Genomic DNA, 18,147 nt, shown 5'->3' on the forward strand with positions numbered 1-18,147 from the left:
AGTTTTTAGACTTTAATATCGAGTCAAATCCCATTTCCTTCCCGTGCTACAAATCAAAACCTATATCACGTCTAAAATTCATCCCGTCGAAATGAATCTTTGCCACGTTCTTGTATGATTGAGCCAAAGCCTCTTTCATGGTATCACCGTACGAGCTGACAGCCAACACGCGTCCACCGTTCGTCAGGACTTTCCCGTCAGCAAACTTTGTTCCCGCGTGGAACACAATACTGCCTTCCACGTTTTCCAGCCCGTCGATCAGCTTGCCTTTCTCGTAATCACCCGGGTATCCTTGCGATACCAGCATAACCGTCGTGCAGAAACGAGCATCCAGATCAAAGGCTGCTTGTTTCAATTCCCCCTTAGCCGTAGCCTCGAATAAAGACAAAATATCGGTTTTCAATCTCGGCAACACGACTTCCGTCTCCGGGTCACCCATACGCACGTTGTACTCGATCACGTAAGGATCGCCCCCCACGTTCATCAACCCGAAAAAGACGAATCCCTTGTAGTCGATACCTTCTTCACGGAATCCCTCGATGGTCGGACGCACAACCCGTTCTTCCACTTTCCTGTTAAACTCCTCGTTGGCAAAAGGTACCGGAGAAACAGCCCCCATGCCTCCCGTGTTTAACCCGGTATCACCTTCCCCTACACGCTTGTAATCTTTGGCAGAACCCAGTATCTTGTAATCTTTCCCATCCGTCAACGCGAACACGGAAAGCTCTATTCCCTTCAAAAATTCTTCAATCACAACTTGGTTGCCCGCCTTGCCGAATTTCCCGTCCAACATGAGTCGAAGTTCGCTTTTCGCTTCTTCCAAATCGTTTAATATCAACACGCCTTTACCGGCAGCCAAACCGTCAGCCTTCAACACGTAAGGGGGCTGCAAAGCCTTGAGAAAATCGATGCCTTCCTCTATATTTTCTTTTGTCACGGTCAAATAACCCGCAGTTGGGATAGCATGGCGATTCATAAATTCCTTGGCGAAATCCTTGCTTCCTTCCAATATCGCACCCGCCTTTCCGGGTCCCACGATCATCAAGTGAGAGAAACGGGCATCCGCTTCGAAATAATCCCGGATACCTTCTACCAGCGGATCTTCCGGTCCAACAACCAACATTTCGATACCGGTATTCTCGATAAACGTAGCCAATGCCCCGAAATCCGAGACTTTAATATTCACGTTTTCCGCTATTTCAGCCGTCCCGGCATTTCCCGGTGCAACATATAATTTCGTCAATCTCTTGCTCTCGCTTATTTTCCACGCTAACGCATGCTCGCGTCCACCGCTACCCAATAATAATACCTTCATCTTATTTATAGTTACAAGTTTACAAGTTACAGGCTACAAGTTACAAATTGAGTTTCCTTACAAATTGTAACTCGGCTTCGCCGAATCGCAAAGATAACGGTTAATCACAAATCATAAATCATAATTCTTAAATAAATTTGGTGATATTGACAGATTTCCATAACTTTGGAGCAAATCGAACGCCATGAACAGATATTCGACCAATGGTGAAGAAGGAGAAATCCTACAGAATTTACTCGGACTAACTGACGAAGAAGCAATTCACAACGCCGAGTTCGAAGGATTCCTGACGGCTGAAATTTTGTTCACTGAAAATTTAACTTCCAAAACAAAGTTCACTGTAAAATACATTTGCGACATTCACCGCACGGCATTAAAAGAGCTCTACTCTTTCGCCGGACATTTCCGTTCCGTGAACATCTCGAAAGGCGGGTTCGTTTTTCCGGCAGGACGTTTTATTCCTGATAATATGCGCATTTTCGAGGAAGAGATATTATCACATCTTCCCGATTACTACACGGATCGTCAAGGATTAATCAAAGATATTGCCAAGGTACACGGGGAATTGCTTTTTATCCATCCCTTCCGGGAAGGAAATGGACGCACCGCACGAATTCTCGCGAATCTAATGGCACGTAAACAAGGTCATACAGGTTTGAATTTCAGGCGGGTAAATTTCGACGAGTATATAATAGCCGTTCAACAAGTCGCCCGCAAGGACTACTCTAGAATGGAGGAAATTATCGCTTACGCATTTTAAGCTTCAACTCCACCCGCTCTAAAATAGTATATGCGGTTTCTTGGGAAATCTTTATCCCTTCCAACTGAAACGAGGTAATCATTCCCTGCAAAATCTCTTCCCGAACCGTGGCGTTTTTTACAAGCTGCGGCATTTTTTCTTTTACTTTTTCCATACTACAAATATACAACTTTTTCCCTTATTATCAAAGTGATTCGATGGGAAAATCATACGAAAAACGTTCCCTTTCTCCTATTCGGAAAAACACGTTCATTTTCAATTTTCAATTATGCCACGTTTCTTCCACCGTGTAATTCAAGAAACGATTGAAAGGCTGCATCAACGCGAAACGTTCCACAAGCTGCTCGATGGCATCATCTCTTTCCAAAAAAGTATCGGGAATATTATTCGTCACCGTGTATGATTTATATTTTAGCATTTCTCCCTCGGGAAAATCCTTCGGGAATGGCTGGGGCACAGTTTTCAATTTTTCCCCGTCTAAAGTATAATATTTCTGAAACTTCTTATCACGGATAATGCCCGTGAATTCATCGATGTTATCGTACACGTCCTTGCGCAACGCCTTCAACAGAGAGGGTTCCGGACACCAAATACCACCTGACAATAAAGAATTTCCCGGTTCTATATGCACGTAATACCCTGCCCGGGGACTCTTTTTCCCTCCTTTGACCATATACGCCCCGATATGTGTTTTGTAGGGTTCCTTGTTGGGAGAAAAACGAACATCCCGATAGATCCCGAAAATACAATCTCTTGCCGTCAACCCGTCAACTTCCGGGTCAACCTTAGCCAAAGCCGGGATCAAACGATTGACAAACGCCTCATGTTCCGCCTTCACTGCCAAATACCAATCTTTATTCGCGTTAAACCACTCCCGGTTATTATTCTGCTTCAATTCTTCTAAAAAACGATATATTTCACGCATAGATTAATTTTTTAATTTCTCGGTATCCACTTCACTTCTTCCAGTCCGCGGTCTTTTGCCAATTTGCGCCCCAACACAAACAAGTAGTCAGAAAGCCGGTTAACATACCGCACGATCACGTCTTCGACCGCGATTTCCTCGCTCATATCAATGATTCGACGCTCTACCCTACGGCAAACCGTGCGAGCGATATGACAAGACGATACGGCAGGATCCCCTCCCGGCAAAACGAAATACTGCAAAGGAGGCAATTCCTCGTCCATCCGATCGATTGCCCGCTCCAAGAAAGCGACATCTTCCTCCGTGCAAGGTAATTTCTGCTGCATATTACTCACTGACGTGTCCGTTGCCAAATTCGCACCCACGACAAACAACACGTTCTGAATCTCTACCAATTCTTTCACACAGACCTCATCAACGGGATACGACCGAATCATCCCCAAATAACTGTTCAGTTCATCCACCCCGCCATACGCTTCCAAACGTACGTTATTTTTCGGCACCCGAGTTCCCCCGATCAATGCAGTCGTTCCCTTATCTCCTGTTTTTGTATATACCTTCATCCTGATTTTCAATTAAATTATCATATTGTACTTTCCCCTCTGCAATCGCTCGTCGAAAAAGACAATCCCGTACCACATCATATCGATCGATACTGTGCCTTCTTGACGAAGGTATCGCCATACCCGGGAATTAAAGCGTCCCTTGTAAATATCTTTTATCACGATACACAAAGGTCCTTTCTTGCGCTCCCGCAAACCTTCTTCCCATGCCTCATTCCAATCCGCCTCAAATGCCCGTCCCAAAAATATCAGATCGACCTTTTGTCCTTTCATTTCTTCCGCTGTCACGCGCCCCGTGTATTCAGATCCGGGACAATCACATCCCCCGTTCAACACGTTCTCCTGTTTGGAAACTGCCCTTAAATAACGGGACACCCATGGACTCTCCACCCCGATACATAACACATCCCGAAATGATAAATACTCCGCCAGACGAAAAAGCAACCGATACAATTTTCTTTCTTTCTCCCGGATATTTCCCAATGCCTCGATACGTGCAAAATCATAATACTCCGCTTTTTCCTTTATCACATTCGTGATTAAATCAAAAACAAAGGGCGAATGTACCCCGTACCCTCGCTTGTGACGAAATCGAATAGCGTGCTTAAACCGTTGTTTTAAATAATTATACATCTCCCGACGAACAATCAATCAATAATATTTATCCTACGAAATTAAAATTTATTCCCGATATGCTCAACTAAAGTCATCGATTTTTTTTACTTTCGTTCGAGAAAACCGATATCACTAAATTTGATCGAGTATTTTGGAACTGGCTGGACTGAATATAAAATTTATCCCGGGCGTAGGGGAAAAGAGGGCATCGTTGCTGGAGCAGGAAATGGGCATCCAGAGCTACGAGGATATGCTCTATTATACCCCGTACAAGTACATCGACCGCACCCGGATATACATGATCGGGGAACTCACGTCCGACCTCCCGTACATACAAGTCAAAGCCAAAATCATGAACTTATCCACCGTGGGCGTCGGTAAACAAACCCGCATGGTAGCCACGGCGTATGACGGCACGGGAGAACTGGAACTCGTTTGGTTCACCGGATACAAATACCTGACCAGCCAAATCCTGCCCGCAAAGGAATACCTGATATTCGGCAAACCGTCCGTGTTCAATCACAAACTGAACATCGTGCACCCCGAGATAGACCTCTACGAGGCAAATACCAAACAACTCGTTGGTTTTCAAGCCATCTACCCGACCACAGAGAAGATGAAGAAAAGCTATCTGACCTCCCGGGTAATCAATAAAATACAGGCGAATATTTTCAAGGCGATCAACGGACGAATACAAGAAACCCTACCGGCATGGTTTATCAAAAAATACAACCTAATTTACCTTCACGAGGCATTATATAACATCCATTTCCCGGAAAACCCGGATATGCTCCGCAACGCCCAATACCGGCTAAAATTTGAAGAGTTATTCTATATCCAACTCAATATTTTAAAACTCAAATTCAACCGGAAAGCGGCATTTCAAGGGCACCCTTTTACCGTGGTAGGCAATTATTTCAATGATTTCTATCACAAGCATCTCCCTTTCCCCCTGACAAACGCGCAGAAACGGGTAATCAAAGAGATTCGTTCCGACTGCGGCTCGGGCAAACAGATGAATCGCTTGCTACAAGGTGACGTCGGGAGTGGAAAAACGCTAGTGGCTGTGATGTGTATGTTGATCGCTTTAGATAACGGTTTCCAGGCAACCATCATGGCTCCAACCGAAATCCTTGCCACACAACATTACGAAACGATCTCCGAACTCTTGAAAAATACCCCGATCAGCGTGGGATTACTGACCGGATCGACGAAAAAGAAAGAACGGGATATTTTACATGAAGCCTTATCCGACGGTCGTTTGCAAATACTGATCGGAACACACGCTTTGCTCGAAGATGTGGTCCGTTTCAAGAATATCGGGTTAGTCGTTATTGACGAGCAACACCGCTTCGGTGTCGCACAAAGAGCCAAACTATGGCAGAAGAATACGATTCCGCCCCATATGCTGGTCATGACGGCAACCCCCATTCCCCGTACCTTGGCAATGACTCTATATGGGGATCTGGACGTATCCGTGATCGACGAACTACCCCCGGGGAGAAAACCGATCACCACGCACCACGCTTTCGAAAACAAACGTTTGCAAGTCTATAAATTCATCCACAAGGAACTGGAACTCGGGCGACAAGCATACATTGTCTACCCGCTTATTTCCGAATCGGAGAAAATGGACTATCGCAACCTGGAAGAAGGATACGAACACGTGATGAGTTATTTTGACCCGCTCGGGTATAAAGTGGGCATCGTGCACGGGAAACTAAAACCTGCCGATAAAGATGAACAGATGAGACAGTTCGTGTCCGGGGAAACCCGGATATTAGTAGCCACGACGGTTATTGAAGTCGGTGTAAACGTCCCCAATGCTTCCATCATGGTGATAGAAAGCGCCGAACGCTTCGGGCTATCCCAACTTCACCAGCTACGGGGACGCGTGGGACGTGGAGCCGACCAGTCTTACTGTATCCTCATGACCTCATATAAACTCTCCAACGAATCCCGCAAACGTATCGAAACCATGACTTCTACCAATGACGGTTTTGAAATTGCCGAAGTAGACTTGAAACTACGCGGTCCGGGTGACATCGAAGGGACTCAGCAAAGCGGGCTTACCTGTAATTTAAGAGTTGCCAATCTCGGGAAAGACGGACGTATCTTGAACGAAGCCTCCCAAGCCGCCACCCTTATTCTACAAGACGACCCCTTCCTGCAAAAAGAGGAAAATCAAACTTTCGCCGCTCAAGTTAAACGCCTCTTCAAGACAAAAATCAACTGGCGATATATCAGCTAATGTTATTCCCTGATTTTCACCCATTTTATCGCATCCGCCGCCATCACTTGCGGTCCGAAATCTTCATTTTCTGGCGTACACTCCCGCCCCCTGTCACTCAAAGTCACTCGTGCAATCCCACGGAAATCAAAAACACCCAAGGATACCCACTCCCAAGTATCCTTATCGAGCGAAAGCACTACTTCATGTTCCTCCTCCCCGTCAAATACGGTGTAATAATATGTCCGTGCTGCAGCCGCATAATACATCCTTCCCGCATCACAAGGCAGATAGCAAAACACCTCATACTTACCTTCCCGGGGTAAATTGGTTTCCCACTGTACTTTCTGGTTGCCCTTGCCCGCCACTTTGAAATACGCTCCTCTCACGGGAGAACCTTGGCAATCCCATCGGAGTATACGTCCCCAGTGATTAGCAGGGGGCACACGGTAACATTTCGCCCGGGTTTCGACCTGACCGAACAGGGAAGCGACACTAAATTTTTTTGTTTCTTGAATAGTAAATCCCGGATCCTCGTTGTCCACGATAATTTCATCCTCATTCGTCGGGAACAACGAGCCATCGAAGGGCAAAAACCACTCTGTGGTATCGGTATCCACGTCTCCTTTCTCTTGCGGCAATTCTATACCCGACGGAAGGTTCAACGACAATATTGTACTTACAAAAAAATTGGTCGCCCCTTTCACTCGCTTCCTTATGCTTCGTCCCTCTCCCGGGGGAATGATCCATCCCGTTTTTTGATCACTCAACATGATAACACCCGGGGCTTCACCCCGATTAAACACCTTGAAATCATATATTTTTTCCGCTCCATATTCTCCAACTGAAATACCGTGCCCGACTACTTGAAAAATGGGCAACCTGTTGCTCCGGTACCACTTCTCGACAATGGTATCCAAACCGACCCCGAAACGGGTAAACAACTCCCGGGAAAAATCTTCCATGTCAGCCTCCTCGAAAAGATGCCGTCCGAGAAAATCGTGGTAAGCCTCCATGAATTTCTTATTACCAATTCGAACATTCAAAAGAGCCAACAATTCATCGCACTTTTTATAAATGATGTTATTCAATAACTCCGGGGAGAGCGAGTCATCTAGCAAAGCATCCTCTAAACTATGATTTTTCAGGTAATCCACGACAAGATACTCGGCCACCCCATCAACTAATATTGCATGAGACAAGGAATTTAAAAACCACTTCAACGCATCGTTTAACAAAGGACACTCATCGGAATAAAGAAAACCCGTGTTACCCACGCAACTCGACCTCAAGTCACAACTTCCTTCCGAGAACAACTTCAATTTTTGACTCAAGCGCATACAAGCTTCTTCCGCTTTGTCGTCAGAAAAATAGAAATACTCGTCTACCGAGTAGCTCTTTTCCGGCAAGAACACCATTCCTCCCTGCACGCACTCACCTCCTTGCAACGACCTTCCCGCAAATACATGAAAATTGCAAGGAGTTTCCACAAGGGTAAGCCAACTGTAAGGGTATTGTAACGTGGGATCGTAAGCTATCTTATTCTCGAGCCGTTTGTAACTATAATTAGAATAAGAACTATAAAAATCCACCTTGTTTTTGACACTTTTAATTACTTCCAAGAAGTCCAATTCAGTAATGGCATCATAAGAGTCAAGTATAAATTCATGCTCGGGCAAATAGAAAAGTTCCACTCTTACCGGATGATCGTCTTCCACGAATTCAATGGTTACTCCCGCAGAGATTCTCATTCCCGTCAAATCATTGGATACCAACACTTCCCGTCTCTTGTAATTACCGATACAAAGGCTGATTCCCGGCATATTATGATCGAAACGGAACTTCGTCTTCCCGGCAGTTTCCCGATCCGCCTTTCCCTGGGATATCGCCACAAGACTTGGATCATGTTCCACCTCCAACGTGTAATGGGTGAACATTTTTTCCCGGAAACCCTGTGAATGGTAAAGAGGCACACTGACCGGATACCAGACACATTCCGGGGGAAGCAATTTGTACTCTTTCTCGCAAAAAGCGGGGGAATAACCGAAGCGGTAAATACCTATCGTATTCACTTCCGGCGAAGCGTATTTCTCTTCCGGGGTATCGAGAAAACAGAAACTATTGTCGATTTTCCCCTCGTATTTCACGACAACTTCACTCGTCTTGCCGGAGGACACCGTTTCGTCCACGAGTATCACCTGTTGCTCTCGTTGGAAAGAAACCGTTTTCCCATCTACGATGATCGAGGAAACGACAAGCCCGGGATTCAAGTAGAGTACCAACGGGAGGACAACACTATCCCTGTTCTCAACCGTCATTCTACTCGTCACGGAGATTCCACCGTTCTCGGTTTCTTTCAACTGGAGATAGTTCGCAGCAATCTTGAGTGGCTTTTCCCGATCGTACTTTGCGTAAGCATCACGAAAGGCTTCCCGCTTTTTGGAAACAGTTTGAATGCCGCAAGTATACACAACTGCTAAACTGCCGGCAAAGAGCAAAGGAAGCAGAGCCACACAGACCAACCGGAAGGGTGCCCGCGAATTATTAGGAATTCTGGGATAATGGATTACCGACAGGATTGCCAACCCAACCCCGGAGAATAGGATAAACACCCGTTGTAGCAAGTAATTCCCGGGATTCACGTGTCCCGTGAAATCGGAAAACATGTTGGGAATGCCCGTAGCCAAAGGATCAAATAACCCGTTTAGCCAAACAGAACCCGGGAGAGTCAACACACCGAGAATAACCGCAAGGAATAGCATACCCAACCCTTGATTGCCCGTCAGCCTCATCACATAGGTAGAAAGACAAATACAGAAGACCGTGGTCGGGAGGTTCTGCGTCAACCAATAAAAGAAGTAATACCCCACGTTGAACACCTCGGGATAGAAAAGAAGGTTCAAAAGGGCACAAAAGGTAAGGAACGACACGTTGACCAGCGTGAAAGCAAGAATTTTACCGATGACGTTCCCCGTTGTAATCTCCGAATTCCCTTGGGCGTGAACGCTCAACGCCACCGTGGAATCCAAACGGAACCGCCTGCTATCGTTGCTCACGAGAACCACCGAGAAAAGCAGTTGCAGTATGTTGAACAAGTAAGCACATTTGAAAGGAATGGACGAGGATAGCGACCGGGAAAACCAATCCATCGCCGGTCCCCGGAACAACTGCTCGAGATTTCTAGCAGAACCTAAACCGGATAGTGGCGTGAACACGTAAAGGGTAATCCCCACGATTCCGAGAAGAACAAATATCCTAAAAATTACATTCCGACGGGAACGCTTGTACCCGTATAAAATTTCGGTAAAAATATGATTACTATTCATCACGCTTGTCCTTTATTATTAACACCAGAACTTAAATATACAGATTTCCCCGCAAGGCAACAACAATCATCAAAGAATCACGCCAAAAAATTCTTGACGTGATTTTTCGGATAACTGCAATAAATAATCAAATTATCTTGTGTCCAATTTTATTTAGTAACGTATAACCTCGCACTAGAACGAACCTCTCCCAAGGCATTAGATATTTTAAGCGTATATACCCCGGCATCTTCTGCATACACGGGATTTATTACTAATGTCGCATATCCATTCTCTAGATAGGTTCTCATACGACTATTATCTGGAAGTGGTTTCCCATTATAAAACCATTCAGCAGTGAGTTTTGGATCTCCAACCGGCTCAAATCTAGCATCAAATACAGCTACTCCCCCTTCTTTAGCCGTAAAATCCCTAAGCTCTACAAGTATAACAGGAGCTACACTTACATCAGAAACACTCTCAAGAATTTCCACCCTACCTTGTTCCACAATTCTTTCCTGTTGATTGAATCCTGTCAACACGAAGAATAATGCACAAATAAGAAACATCATTTTTTTCATAATATTGCGTTTTAAATTAATAATTGCGTGAAGCTAACAAAACAGCCACACTTTTGCAAGAATTTATTCTACTTTTTTTGATTTATTAAAAAACTCACATATGGCAAAAATAAAATAAGGACGTCTTTCGACGTCCTTATTTATCACTTATATCCCGAAAAATTAGTGAAGAGCAACCACAGCTTTCATCATCTTTCTCGTGTTTTTCATCAATTTCTGTTTTTCTTGACCGTCCATCAGGTACCAAGCATCCTCTTCCGGATAATATTGGAATTCAGCGACAGCATCAGATTCCTCGCTAGAGATTGCCATCTTGTTCAAAGTTTTGGTCACAGTATAAGATTTTCCCGCAAACATCACTTGATCTTTCTCGATATCTCCAGCTTTCATGGCAACAGGATTGTTCCCACCCCAGAATTCGATAGAGTTAAAGATCAATGCATCACCCAAGCAGCACAATTCATATGCCGGGAGAATACACAATCCCAAGAACACCAACTCGTTCACGAATTTAGAATCGGATACGCTGCCATTCCAATTATGCAATTTAGAAGTCAATGCGAAAGAACCGAAACATCCGCTAAAAACAACTGACGAAGCAGCAATCAATGCTACCGCTACAAACTGATTAAAACCTTTCTTCATAACTTTATATTTAAAATTAGTCTTGCTAAGATATGACAATATCTACGAAATTAAAAAAAATGGTTACTTTTTCTTGTAGAATTTTTTCGGAGCAATCATTAATTCCGGACGGAGTACGTTATCCAACTCCTCTTTCGTCAACAACTTTTCCTCAAGTACCAAATCGTAAACACTTCTGTTCTCCTGCAAGGCTCTCTTGGCTATACGAGAAGAATTTTCATATCCTAAAGTCGGGTTCAATGCAGTCACGATTCCGATACTGTTCATTACCATTTCTTTGCAACGATCAGCGTTAGCCGTGATTCCATCAACACACAAAACTCTCAAGCGATCCATAACTTTTATCAACATATGCATAGAGTTGAACAAAGCGTACACGATCACCGGCTCCATCACGTTCAATTCCAACTGACCGGCTTCGGCAGCCATCATCACGGTCGTGTCGTTACCGATCACACGGAAGCAAACTTGGTTTACCACTTCAGGAATAACCGGATTTACCTTACCCGGCATAATTGAAGATCCCGGTTGCATTGGCGGCAAGTTGATCTCGTTCAATCCGCATCTCGGACCGCTGGACAACAAACGCAAGTCATTACATACCTTAGACAATTGAACGCAGAAACGTTTCAATTCGGAAGAATAAGAAACGCAAGCACCCGTGTCAGGAGTTGCGGCAATCAGGTTCGGCGCCAAAACGAATTCCTCTCCACTGATAATACGCAATTCACGAGCACAAATCTCGGCATATTCCGGCTCAGAGTTGATACCTGTACCGATAGCCGTGGCTCCCATATTCTCAACCAAGAACAATTTGGCAGCCTCGTTCAATCGCTCGATATTCTCTTCCAAAGTATAAGCATAAGCCTCGAATTCCTGACCTAAGGTCATCGGCACCGCGTCTTGCAATTGGGTACGTCCCATCTTCAACACGTGCTCAAATTCTTTTGCTTTTCTACGGAAAGAATCAACCAACAATTTGATCTCTGCAACCACTTCTTTATTGGTTAAGATGATAGCCAAATGGAAAGAAGTCGGGTAAGCGTCATTTGTTGATTGAGAAAGATTCACGTGATTATTCGGATGGCAATATTGATATTCACCTTTCTGGTGTCCTAACAATTCCAATGCACGGTTAGCAACCACCTCGTTGATATTCATATTCGTGGAAGTTCCGGCACCACCTTGTACCATATCTACCGGGAATTGGTCGATCAATTTACCATCAATGATTTCCTCGCAAGCAGCAGTAATGGCATTCGTGATATCCGTGGGAATCAATCCCAACTCGTGGTTAGCTTTTGCTGCAGCCCATTTTACCATGGCTAGAGCCTTCACGTAATTCGGGTACATTCCAATCGTGAAACCACTAATCCCTGCGAAATTTTCGATTGCTCTTAAAGTCTGAACACCATAATAAGCATCCATTGGCACCTCTTTGTTGCCGAGTAAATCATGTTCAATTCTTGTCTTCATAATTCTTTATAGATTAATTATTTCCAAATACGTTTGAATCTCTTTTCAAGTTTCACCCGATCGTTAAAAACTCACGAAACATCTCTCCTTCAACCAAACGACCCGGAGAAAATTAATCCGGCAAAGGTAAAAAAGTTAATAGTATAAAGCTAATTTTAGACAAGAAATTACACGCCTAGCGACAAACATATATATCACTGTATACCAACAATGTATGTCAAATTTTAACAAAATAAAGTGCAGCACAAGGCTTTTTCACAAACGTTTCCGCTCGATAAAAAGCCTTTTCCCGCATAATCTAAACAACCGCACCACAAACTCAAGGTTGGTTATCAGCCATATTGATAACAATCTTCGCCAACGAGGAACGGAAACTATCACCGGCATAAGGATCATATTTACCCTTAACATCATACATGATAGACGCTTCGCCCGTGAAACCCTTTATCGGGAAAAACATCATTTCCGCCAAATCCGGGTTATACACCCACTTGCCTTGCCCGGGAGCCTCGTATTCAAACACACCCGTCCCGAGGCAATCTTTTTCCTTCTCACTCGTCCATATACGCAGGCTTGCCGGATCGAGATTACCCTTGTCGGCACTGATTACGCCGCCCTCACTTCGATATGCCCAGTCATTATCCAAAGGGCGCACAGTAGCCGGTCCCCGGCGGTGTTCATAAATATCATCTTCTGAATGAGCGGCATAGAGAGGTGTGATTCGCAAATTTTTAATAATATTCGTGTGCACCGTGAGCTGTCCCGTCGATGCCATAAAACCGATAACCAATTTTTGCGGCGTGTTAAGGGATAGATTTGTTGCCGGTGGGTTCTGATACCACGAAGGAGTAGGTTGTTCACCTCCTGATATTCTGATAGGTATTCCGTTTTCCACGTACGTCAGTGAAGAAGGGTAGGTGTATTTTTCGATCACTACGGTTTTCTCCCTTCCATGTTGTATAGTCACCGTTATGATAAAACCACCATCTTGAAGATTAGGCTCAAGAGCAATGATCGCCTTCCGGTATGCCGCCTCGTCAGCATGATTAAACATTGCCCCTCCCGAGATATTGAACGGCTTATCAATCCTCGGGCTAACGTGTTGCTCAAATTTACCGCTTGCCGTATTCAACTGGAATCCGGCTTCATTCCTCAATCCATTGATACTCTCGCTTTCAAGCCCCTTGTCTATACTCCATCCCGTGTGGCGGGTTATAAGTACCGGAAACCCCCAGCTTCCTTCATATAGGGTATGCGTTCTCGTGGAAGTTGTTATTGTTTTAGTATTACGTCCGGCAGCTCCCCGAATCGTAACATTACTTCGGGTATCATATTTTTTAGGTTGTACATTATCTATTTTAGTCGGGTTATCATCATAAGGAATCCCGTTTCTCATCTCGTAATCCTCGAAACGCCAATTTTTAAAATTACCCTGATCCAACGCTACCGCCAAATACCCGCCTTTCATACCGGTAATAGGCAACACGCCTTTGCTAATACTCGTGTGTACTGATGATCTATGGGTATAACCGAATCCTGCCCCTTCCGCCCCGTATTTCAGGTTAGCACCGATATAGTCATTCGAGGTTGCATCCACCAAAAACATACAAATACCATCGGTCACCCCCTTTTCTGTCGAAACGGTATATTTCATAATATACTCGAACTCGATTAAAAGCCCATCCTTCGTGGTAAAGATATACTCGGGTAAATAAAAAGCACCCACCTCTTCCTTTCCGCTCGTGAGCTGCAATCCCACCAAATTCACCAAACCTGCCTGATTTTTCCTTTTATACCTTCCCTCCTTAGTCTTCCCCGAACCTTCAAGTTGATTGGGTGCCGGGAAATCTACTCCCGTCAAATTATTATCCAAAAACGACCTGAAGAAAGGAAATAAATCCGCCGTTTGGGCACACACATCGGCACACACGCCCGACAGCGTCAATACAAGCAAGAAAAAAGATAATTTCTTCATCATATATTTATATTATCATTAATAATCTTTGATACAACGTATCGGGAAAGCATACGAACGGTCGGCATCGTAAAACATGACCTCGCCTTCACCCAAAAAGAGATAATTCACGGTATATCGGCTGTTCACCGTGTAGGGCGTCGCCGACCAATAATACCCGTACGCCCCCGCGTGATACACGTTTCCATAACCATTCGGGTAACGTTGCCCCGCGACAGGTAAGAAAACCGTTCCGGAAGGTGGTGTTTTCATATTGCTTTCCGTTGGCGTAGAAGCCGTCACCTTTACACCCAAGAACTGCCCGCTTTCCGGGTTAAATGTACCGCTCCGGTAACTGCCGGGATTCACGTCAAGAATTTTCATCTTATCGGTAAAAGTCCCGATTTGTGCCGTCTTCACACCCGTTTCGTCATACAATTGCTTCAACTCGGCATAAGTCGGCATACGCCATTTCCCTTCCACCCAGCCTTTTCCGCCCGTCCCGCTTGAAATATAGCGGCATATATCACCGACACCCGTTCCCTCATTGAAACCCGTGTTACCGGAATACTCCTTGAAAGCATCCGTATCGTCCCCCGACGGCGAAGGCGTAGTAAAACTGAAATTCGGGTGGGCATAAGGGATTCGATCCCATCCCGCCAGACTATCTCCCCAATTGGACGGATTCAATCCGGAAGGGTGATACACGACTTGTGTCGTCGGGTCATAAGGATTGCCCGCAGGAGCCATAGCCACGAGCGATCCCCACTTGAAGAACACGCCCTGCGACCACGCGGGAATCGTTCGGTTATCCTCCTCCGTAACGGCAAAAGTCAATACCCCGGACTTCTGCACCACGTTGCTTCGTGCAAACAGATCGGCTATCGGAACTCTCCGGACAGTCAAAGTATCACAGAGTCGCCCGGCAGTAAACACGATCTTACCATTCACGTAATTACCGCCGCCAGGAGCGGAAATCGCCGTTATGACAAGCTCCAATCCCGTTTGGTTTATATCCACCCCATCCATCTCTGACTTATTCCCCGGGAACTGTAACCAGGTCGTTCCACCCGGATTAAGGACCTTTGCTTTCCAATTCCCGTGATAATCGGAACTCACCCGATGGTGCAGTTGCCTGTTCACGCCATACGGCATATCGAGTAACCTACTTTCCGTTCCCATAAAAAACTGCCCATCATAAACGATATTGTTTATTCCCGCCATATCCACGACAAGAATCGTGGTCTTCAAGTTCGACAACACGGTAGATGAATGGAGCGCAGACTCGAAGGTTTCATACCCGATTCCCTCGGCACTCGTGATATTAACCGTATATTTATGATTACGATACAAGGGCATAAACTCCACCGTGGCAGATGACTCCATTTTTTGCGTGAAGTCAACACGATAAAAATAATCCGTTCCCAAATACTTTCCCTTGACAATCAAGCAAGTTCCATTTTTAGAATCATCCTTCGTGGTCTTAATTGCCTCGTAAGTATATATTTCTCCAGCTAACAACGATCCCGCATCCTGCTTGTACTCGTATTCCATCGCGGCGTCCAGCGAGGCATCCTGCTTACCCGAGGGATTCGGGATCATCGGATTCTTATTATCGAAATAGGGATTCGGCACCAATATCCCATTGGAAACATCCCAGGCGGGAGCAACGAATCCCGAAGTATTGTAGCTCACCAGATAAATCTTTTCAAGCTTGAAGATACTCCCCTTCACCTTATTTTCCACGTCAATACGTGCCAGCATCCGAAGCAACTCGGCATTGACCGTTCCTCCCGGTGCGATCCCGTCCACGGACACCTCCCCGTACATGGGTATCGGGGTATAGCCCGGCGTCGACACGTTCCACTTGTAAGAACCATCTTTGCCTGCCGCGGTCGAGAATTTCAACGCTTCTAATACAGCTTGTTTTTCCGAACCGACAGGATGCTTTACTAGAGCGGCATCCACTTCACCCGATGCGTTTGCGACAATCACGACGACCCCCGCTTCATTCTGCGTGAGTGCCAACCTGTATTTCACCTTATATTCGGAACCCGACGTTTCCGGGGTAAAATCCGTTACTTTAATATTCCGGAGCAATTTGGCAGAGGGAGTCGATTTATCAAATATCAGCATATCCAGCGTTCGTACCGCCGCCTCGCCCTTGCTACCTTCAATCGAGCGGGTTACGGGTATCTCGAATCCGGGTACTGTCATCTCTATGATTACCGACTCCCTCGGCACGTCCGGCACATCCAATTTATCCGACACACAACCTGTGATACCTATCAGCAGCACAACGGTCATATAAAATATTTTTGAAAACATTCTGGATCGTCTCATCATATATCACATTTATTATGTACTACGAACGGATTATCTTAATCTTCTTAATCAGATTCCCCGCCTTCACCTCCACCAAAGCATAAGCCCCGGCAGGAATACCCGTCAAACTCCTGCTAGCCGTAGATATCACATTCCGGGATAAATCGCCATTTGCACCCGACATCGAGACATTCAGCCAATCGCTTTCTCCACCGGAAGCCACTCCCCCATTCTTGTCGTAATAATCGATTATTCCCAATTGAATCCCCTTGGGATACCCCCGGTCGCTTCTGTCATAGTTCGTTTCTGCCGTGATCGTTGCGGACTGTGCGTTATCATTGATATAACGTTTGTCATAATTTACCCGCAAATAGTACTGCGGATCGATGATAATACCCTGCCCCGCGTCTTTCCACGGGAGAACTCGATGCTCAAATTCCACCGTTTTCTCTTTCACAACCGCCATGATACGGTAAATATTATTACGTCTGATCTCGGTCAGAACTCGCGAAGCTCCGCCCCCTTCCGGTAAAAAAGACGATAAAACTGCCCGTCCCTCTCTTGCCCCGTCCGGAGAACTTACCCCCTCGATATTTAAAATCAACTTATCGGCATCATTAAAAGAAGAACAAGTACGTTCCGGGGTATAAAATGCGGCAATCAATTGATAGGTATCATCCAATTCCAACGGAGCCGCCCCTCCATAATTCCACCCCACGAACGAGTAATCGTTATCCGGTATCAACATATGTCCGAAATTATCATCGGCATCCGCTCCCGTCTGGAAACGAGTTTTATCAGTTTCCGTACCCACCACCAGATATCCCTCGGCATAAGAATTTTCCAACGATACTTTCGTGGAACTCGTGACCCGTGCAAAAGAAACCGCATCCTCTTTTTTCAACCAAAGTTCCACACGAGCCACCCCTCGCTCGATATTAATTTCTTCCCGTGTAGTGAGTCCCTCGGCAACAACAATATCCCGTTTCACCCCAGTCATGGGGATTCCCGAAGAAGAAGGCGACGAGTGATTCGGGTTGAAGACATCATCCATGCGAAATATCATATCCTCCAATTCTGCTCGGGATATCACGGCATTCAGCGAGGCCGTCATCGCCGCCGGCTCATTCACGACGACCACCAGCATTTTGTCCGAATTAGTGCTCACCTCCAACGTGGTGCTGAACTTTTTAGTCCCCTGCTCTTCCGTACTGAAAGCGACCACCTCATTCACGTCTACTGCAGGAGAAACCGAAGCATTATCAAACACGATGAAACGGGTGGTATGAATATAATCATGTTCATCAGCCCCGTCCGCCAGCACCTCTATCGCCATCAAGCTTCGCGCTCCCGCCAACATACCGGTATCATCTCCCGAACGCTCCGCGATACAAGAAACGAGAAAAATGAAGCTAAAAACTATATTTAAGATGTTATTTTTCATAAATTCTTG

Annotated in this window: 14 protein-coding genes; 2 read left to right on the plus strand and 12 right to left on the minus strand. The window is 45.4% G+C overall.

The annotated features are described in order from the left end of the window. Positions 1-46: 46 nt before the first annotated feature. Entirely contained in the window at positions 47-1,315 is a 1,269-nt protein-coding gene (gene purD / locus A3CY_RS0106420) for a phosphoribosylamine--glycine ligase (protein WP_018337087.1), read from the minus strand. Positions 1,316-1,499: 184 nt separating this feature from the next. Between purD and A3CY_RS0106425 the strand changes: the two genes are divergently transcribed. Then, entirely contained in the window at positions 1,500-2,075 is a 576-nt protein-coding gene (locus tag A3CY_RS0106425; RefSeq protein ID WP_018337088.1) for a Fic/DOC family protein, read from the plus strand. Here A3CY_RS0106425 and A3CY_RS22885 read toward each other — a convergent pair. The 4 genes from A3CY_RS22885 to A3CY_RS21910 form a co-directional block, all read right to left on the minus strand. Further along, the gene (locus A3CY_RS22885) at positions 2,056-2,229 is read right to left on the minus strand and encodes a hypothetical protein (RefSeq protein WP_018337089.1); all 174 of its coding nucleotides are present in this window, start codon (positions 2,227-2,229) and stop codon (positions 2,056-2,058) included. The genes A3CY_RS0106425 and A3CY_RS22885 overlap by 20 nt on opposite strands. A 108-nt stretch (positions 2,230-2,337) precedes the next feature. Continuing rightward, positions 2,338-3,000 carry a DUF2461 domain-containing protein gene (locus tag A3CY_RS0106435; RefSeq protein WP_018337090.1) on the minus strand — a complete coding sequence of 221 codons (663 nt, stop codon included), beginning with the start codon at positions 2,998-3,000 and terminating at the stop codon, positions 2,338-2,340. A gap of 11 nt (positions 3,001-3,011) precedes the next feature. Then, entirely contained in the window at positions 3,012-3,563 is a 552-nt protein-coding gene (locus A3CY_RS0106440; protein WP_018337091.1) for a cob(I)yrinic acid a,c-diamide adenosyltransferase, read from the minus strand. A 12-nt stretch (positions 3,564-3,575) separates the two neighbouring features. Next, positions 3,576-4,196: a hypothetical protein gene (locus A3CY_RS21910; RefSeq protein ID WP_018337092.1), complete on the minus strand. Its 621-nt coding sequence runs from the start codon at positions 4,194-4,196 to the stop codon at positions 3,576-3,578. Positions 4,197-4,326: 130 nt separating this feature from the next. On the opposite strand from A3CY_RS21910, the gene recG reads away from it, so the two are divergent. Continuing rightward, entirely contained in the window at positions 4,327-6,429 is a 2,103-nt protein-coding gene (recG, locus tag A3CY_RS0106450; RefSeq protein WP_026207387.1) for an ATP-dependent DNA helicase RecG, read from the plus strand. Positions 6,430-6,431: 2 nt separating this feature from the next. Here recG and A3CY_RS0106455 read toward each other — a convergent pair whose 3' ends face one another. The 7 genes from A3CY_RS0106455 to A3CY_RS0106485 form a co-directional block, all read right to left on the minus strand. Beyond that, on the minus strand, positions 6,432-9,734 hold the full coding sequence (locus A3CY_RS0106455) for a golvesin C-terminal-like domain-containing protein (protein WP_018337094.1): 3,303 nt from the start codon (positions 9,732-9,734) through the stop codon (positions 6,432-6,434). Positions 9,735-9,883: 149 nt separating this feature from the next. After that, positions 9,884-10,294: an immunoglobulin domain-containing protein gene (locus tag A3CY_RS0106460; protein WP_018337095.1), complete on the minus strand. Its 411-nt coding sequence runs from the start codon at positions 10,292-10,294 to the stop codon at positions 9,884-9,886. Between the two features lie 162 nt (positions 10,295-10,456). Further along, positions 10,457-10,939, minus strand: coding sequence for a DUF3332 domain-containing protein (locus tag A3CY_RS21915; protein WP_018337096.1), 483 nt, complete (start codon positions 10,937-10,939; stop codon positions 10,457-10,459). A 63-nt stretch (positions 10,940-11,002) separates the two neighbouring features. Further along, the gene (gene aspA / locus A3CY_RS0106470; protein ID WP_018337097.1) at positions 11,003-12,415 is read right to left on the minus strand and encodes an aspartate ammonia-lyase; all 1,413 of its coding nucleotides are present in this window, start codon (positions 12,413-12,415) and stop codon (positions 11,003-11,005) included. Positions 12,416-12,734: 319 nt separating this feature from the next. After that, positions 12,735-14,393: a hypothetical protein gene (locus tag A3CY_RS0106475; protein WP_018337098.1), complete on the minus strand. Its 1,659-nt coding sequence runs from the start codon at positions 14,391-14,393 to the stop codon at positions 12,735-12,737. 15 nt (positions 14,394-14,408) lie between these two features. Beyond that, entirely contained in the window at positions 14,409-16,676 is a 2,268-nt protein-coding gene (locus tag A3CY_RS0106480) for a fibrobacter succinogenes major paralogous domain-containing protein (RefSeq protein ID WP_026207388.1), read from the minus strand. A 58-nt stretch (positions 16,677-16,734) separates the two neighbouring features. After that, on the minus strand, positions 16,735-18,138 hold the full coding sequence (locus A3CY_RS0106485; RefSeq protein ID WP_018337100.1) for a hypothetical protein: 1,404 nt from the start codon (positions 18,136-18,138) through the stop codon (positions 16,735-16,737). Positions 18,139-18,147: the final 9 nt, after the last annotated feature.

The sequence above is a fragment of the Butyricimonas synergistica DSM 23225 genome, assembly GCF_000379665.1.
Taxonomy (GTDB): domain Bacteria; phylum Bacteroidota; class Bacteroidia; order Bacteroidales; family Marinifilaceae; genus Butyricimonas; species Butyricimonas synergistica.

Coding starts and splice junctions, on each gene's coding strand:
- purD (WP_018337087.1), bottom strand. CDS start 1,315: ATGAAGGTATTATTATTGGGTAGCGGTGGACGCGAGCATGCGTTAGCG.
- A3CY_RS0106425 (WP_018337088.1), top strand. CDS start 1,500: ATGAACAGATATTCGACCAATGGTGAAGAAGGAGAAATCCTACAGAAT.
- A3CY_RS22885 (WP_018337089.1), bottom strand. CDS start 2,229: ATGGAAAAAGTAAAAGAAAAAATGCCGCAGCTTGTAAAAAACGCCACG.
- A3CY_RS0106435 (WP_018337090.1), bottom strand. CDS start 3,000: ATGCGTGAAATATATCGTTTTTTAGAAGAATTGAAGCAGAATAATAAC.
- A3CY_RS0106440 (WP_018337091.1), bottom strand. CDS start 3,563: ATGAAGGTATATACAAAAACAGGAGATAAGGGAACGACTGCATTGATC.
- A3CY_RS21910 (WP_018337092.1), bottom strand. CDS start 4,196: ATGTATAATTATTTAAAACAACGGTTTAAGCACGCTATTCGATTTCGT.
- A3CY_RS0106455 (WP_018337094.1), bottom strand. CDS start 9,734: ATGAATAGTAATCATATTTTTACCGAAATTTTATACGGGTACAAGCGT.
- A3CY_RS0106460 (WP_018337095.1), bottom strand. CDS start 10,294: ATGAAAAAAATGATGTTTCTTATTTGTGCATTATTCTTCGTGTTGACA.
- A3CY_RS21915 (WP_018337096.1), bottom strand. CDS start 10,939: ATGAAGAAAGGTTTTAATCAGTTTGTAGCGGTAGCATTGATTGCTGCT.
- aspA (WP_018337097.1), bottom strand. CDS start 12,415: ATGAAGACAAGAATTGAACATGATTTACTCGGCAACAAAGAGGTGCCA.
- A3CY_RS0106475 (WP_018337098.1), bottom strand. CDS start 14,393: ATGATGAAGAAATTATCTTTTTTCTTGCTTGTATTGACGCTGTCGGGC.
- A3CY_RS0106480 (WP_026207388.1), bottom strand. CDS start 16,676: ATGACCGTTGTGCTGCTGATAGGTATCACAGGTTGTGTGTCGGATAAA.
- A3CY_RS0106485 (WP_018337100.1), bottom strand. CDS start 18,138: ATGAAAAATAACATCTTAAATATAGTTTTTAGCTTCATTTTTCTCGTT.